Annotated in this window: 2 protein-coding genes and 1 pseudogene; all 3 read left to right on the top strand. The window is 41.2% G+C overall.

The window, feature by feature from the left end; translation table 11 throughout:
• Positions 1 to 425: pseudogene (locus tag QZ379_RS12220) on the top strand (tyrosine--tRNA ligase); the annotation flags it as partial.
• 145 nt (positions 426 to 570) lie between these two features.
• Entirely contained in the window at positions 571 to 2,472 is a 1,902-nt protein-coding gene (locus QZ379_RS12215; protein WP_291565247.1) for a heparinase II/III-family protein, read from the top strand.
• A gap of 314 nt (positions 2,473 to 2,786) precedes the next feature.
• Positions 2,787 to 3,791 carry a hypothetical protein gene (locus QZ379_RS12210; RefSeq protein WP_291565244.1) on the top strand — a complete coding sequence of 335 codons (1,005 nt, stop codon included), beginning with the start codon at positions 2,787 to 2,789 and terminating at the stop codon, positions 3,789 to 3,791.
• Positions 3,792 to 3,850 lie beyond the last annotated feature (59 nt).

The raw sequence follows: 3,850 nt of genomic DNA, 5'->3' as shown, positions 1-3,850 counted from the left end.
CTCCTCACTTGCGCGTTCTTCAGAAACGTCTTGCCAAGGAAGTTACTATCATGGTTCACTCTGAGGAAGATTATAATGCAGCTGTTGAAGCGTCAGGAATCCTGTTCGGCAATGCAACTTCAGAAGCTCTAAAGAAACTTGACGAAGATACTCTTCTTTCAGTATTCGAAGGTGTTCCGCAGTTCGAAGTTGCCAAAACCGATATCGAAGCCGGAATAAAGGCTGTTGACCTGTTTGCTGAAAAGACAAACATCTTCCCTTCAAAAGGCGAAATGAGAAAGATGGTACAGGGTGGTGGCGTTTCTTTGAACAAAGAGAAACTTACTGCATTCGACCAGACTATCACAAGCGAAGATTTGCTTGACGGTAAATATCTCCTCGTACAGCGTGGAAAGAAGAACTATTACCTGATAATAGCAAAATAAAAAAACATTATATACCTAATTTAAAGACCGCAGAAGCACCCGTTTCTGCGGTCTTTATTTTTATTTATGCCCTAATTTGTTATCTTTGCATCAAATACATAACCTATTAATTATATCAACAATGAAGAATCACCCTTTACTTCGTATGTGGACTATTTGCTGTATGTTGCTATTCACAACAGCTATGTTTGCATACACCGAAAAAAATCTGCTGCAAAACTCTGTTACAAAAGAACAGCTTAAGGAAGCATTGGTAATGAACGGTGCCTGGGTGCCATATCCTGCATACACCGACCGTGAAGGCTGGAACTCTCTGCTTAATGATGAAGACAGACAAACACTCATCAGAGCCGGCGAAAAGATGCTTGACTACAGATGGCAGGTTATCCGTGCTACAGACTATCTGGAATATGAGCGTAGCGGCGAAAGAAACATCATGCAAAATCCATACGAAGCAAACCGTAAAGCCATAAATGTACTTATGATGGCCGAACTTGCCGAAGGAAAAGGACGTTTTATCGACCAACTTATAAACGGTGTATTCTTCAGCTGTGAAATGACTTCATGGGTTCTGTCGGCACACTTGCCAAGACAAAGCACCAAACGCTCTATGCCTGACTGGCGCGAGCAAATCATAGACCTCGGTTCCGGAAACTATGGTTCAATGCTGGCATGGGTATATTATTTCTTCCACGATACATTCGACAAGGCTGATCCTGTTATATCACTTCGCCTGCGCCATGAACTTCAGGAACGTATTCTTGACCCTTATATGGAAAACGACCGTGAATGGTGGATGGCTTTCTACTGGGAACCGGGAGAAATCATCAACAACTGGAATCCATGGTGTAACTCTAATGTGCTTCAGTGCTATCTTCTTCTTGAAGAAGACCGCGACAAACTTACCGATGCAGTATGGCGCACTATGCAGTCTGTAGATAAATTTATCAATTTCGTGAAATCAGACGGTGCATGCGAGGAAGGAACTTCATACTGGGGACATGCTGCGGGAAAAATGTATGACTATCTCCAGATTCTTTCTGACGGAACTAACGGAAAAGTATCCCTGTTCAATAATCCTATGATACGCCGTATGGGCGAATATATCAGTCGTTCGTATGTTGGCAACGGTTGGGTAGTAAACTTTGCTGACGCTTCAGCAAAAGGCGGCGGCGATGCTCCATTGATTTACCGCTACGGACGTGCAGTAGGCAGCGAAGAGATGATGCAGTTTGCAGCATATCTGCTCAAAGGCAAACGGCCTACAATACCTCTTGGCAATGATGTTTTCCGTACATTACAGTGTGTATTACTGAATAAGGAACTGGAACAGACCAGACCTGCACACAATGTTCCTGCATGCACATGGTATCCTGAAACAGAGTTCTGCTATCTGACAAACAACTCTGGATGGTTTCTTGCCACAAAGGGAGGCTTCAACAACGAAAGCCACAATCATAACGATGCCGGAACATTCTCACTCTACATCAATAATACTCCTATACTTATAGATGCAGGAGTAGGAACATACACACGACAGACATTCAGTAGCGAGAGATACTCCATCTGGACTATGCAGAGCAACTACCACAATCTGCCTATGATAAACGGTGTTCCACAACGCTTCGGACAGGAATACAAGGCAACAAATGTAGTATGCAAGGAAAAACAGCGTTATTTCTCTGCCGATATTTCTACAGCATACCCTGAAGAAGCAGCGGTAAACAGCTGGATTCGTTCATATAAATTAGAGAACAAACGTCTTGTGATAACCGACAAGTTCTCACTGAAAGAAACCAAGGCAGCAAATCAGGTTAACTTCCTCGTTTGGGGAGATATTGATATAAGCAAATCCGGCAAGGTTATTATCAAGGTGGGAGAAGAACAGGCCACACTTGAATATCCTGCAAACTTCAAGGCTACACTTGAAACTATAGAGCTTCCCGATACACGTCTGTCAAATGTTTGGGGAAAGCAGATATATCGCATAGTATTGACCGACTCACAAAAGAAACTCGAAGGAAATTACAAGTTCATTATAAAGTAGTATTTAAAGAGGTTTGCAAACGGTTTTAAAAATGTTTGCAAACATACATTCCGATAAAATGAGCAAATATCCTATATTGGTAGTTTAACCAATATAGGATATTTGCTCATTTCTTATTATGTACTTACTACAAATAAAGCCATATTTCATGTAATATTTTTGTAACATATGCTACATTTGTGTTTAATAAACTAATTATTAGATACATACAATCAAAGAATAAAACCATATTAATATTAATGTTAAGCAATTGTAACATGTTTGTAACACCAAACAGTCATTTTTGCGTCGTGAAAATTAAGCAAGCTATAAACATGAGAAAGATTTTACTAAGTGTGATGTTGGCACTTACAATACCAACAGTGACATTTGCAAAGGAAAAGAAAGAAGAGAAAAAAGGAAGTGCAATCATTACTATCTATTCTGATTTGCATACAGGATTCGGAAGTGTAAACAATGACAGAGGTTTTAATCTCGAAAGAGCCTACATCGGCTATCAGTACAAGCTTCCACACAACCTGCAGATAAAGGCGGTTATGGACTTCGACCGGTCAGACGATGTAAATGACATTCAGAGAGTAGGATTCATCAAGAATGCCATGGTATCATGGAAACACGAAGGCCTGACACTGAACGGAGGTTTGATAAGCACCACACAGTTCAAGACACAGGAAGACTTCTGGGGAAAACGCTACGTTATGAAATCTTTCCAGGATGAATATAAATTCGGTAGCAGCGCCGACCTCGCAGTATCAGCAGCATATAAGTTCAATAACTTTATCTCAGCAGATGTGATAGTGGCAAACGGCGAAGGTTACAAGAAAGTACAGGTGGACGACGGTCTTCAGTACGGTGCCGGTCTGACACTTACTCCGGTAGAAGGACTTATGGTACGTGCATACGGTTCATACAACGAGGCAGGACAGAGCCTGAAAGATGCAGCAACAAATAAAGACGACGTAAAAGGTACTACAAACCTTGCATTCTTTGCAGGATACAAAAATTCGGCATTCTCACTTGGTGCAGAATACAACTGGATGAAGAACACAAAATTTGCCAACGGCAACGACAAGAGTGGTGCTTCTGTCTACACAACAATCAATCTTACAAAGAAAATCAACATATACGGGCGTTGGGACTACCTCACATCAAAAAACTCATGGGATAGTGCAAAAGACGGTATGGCAGGTATGGCAGGTGTAGAATTCAAGTTGGGCAAATATGTCAAGCTATCTCCTAACTTCAGAATATGGGCACCTAAGGCTGACGGAATGAAGAACCTATCATACGCATACTTAAACGCTTCATTCGCTCTTTAAAAAGTGTTTGTCTTACCCTGAAAAAAGTTGACTCATAAAACCAACATTATGAGTTCACA

This window comes from Bacteroides sp. (assembly GCF_019417265.1).
Taxonomy (GTDB): Bacteria; Bacteroidota; Bacteroidia; order Bacteroidales; family Bacteroidaceae; genus Phocaeicola.
Note: the sequence above shows the minus strand (reverse complement) of the source record. Positions and strands in the feature narration are given on the sequence as shown.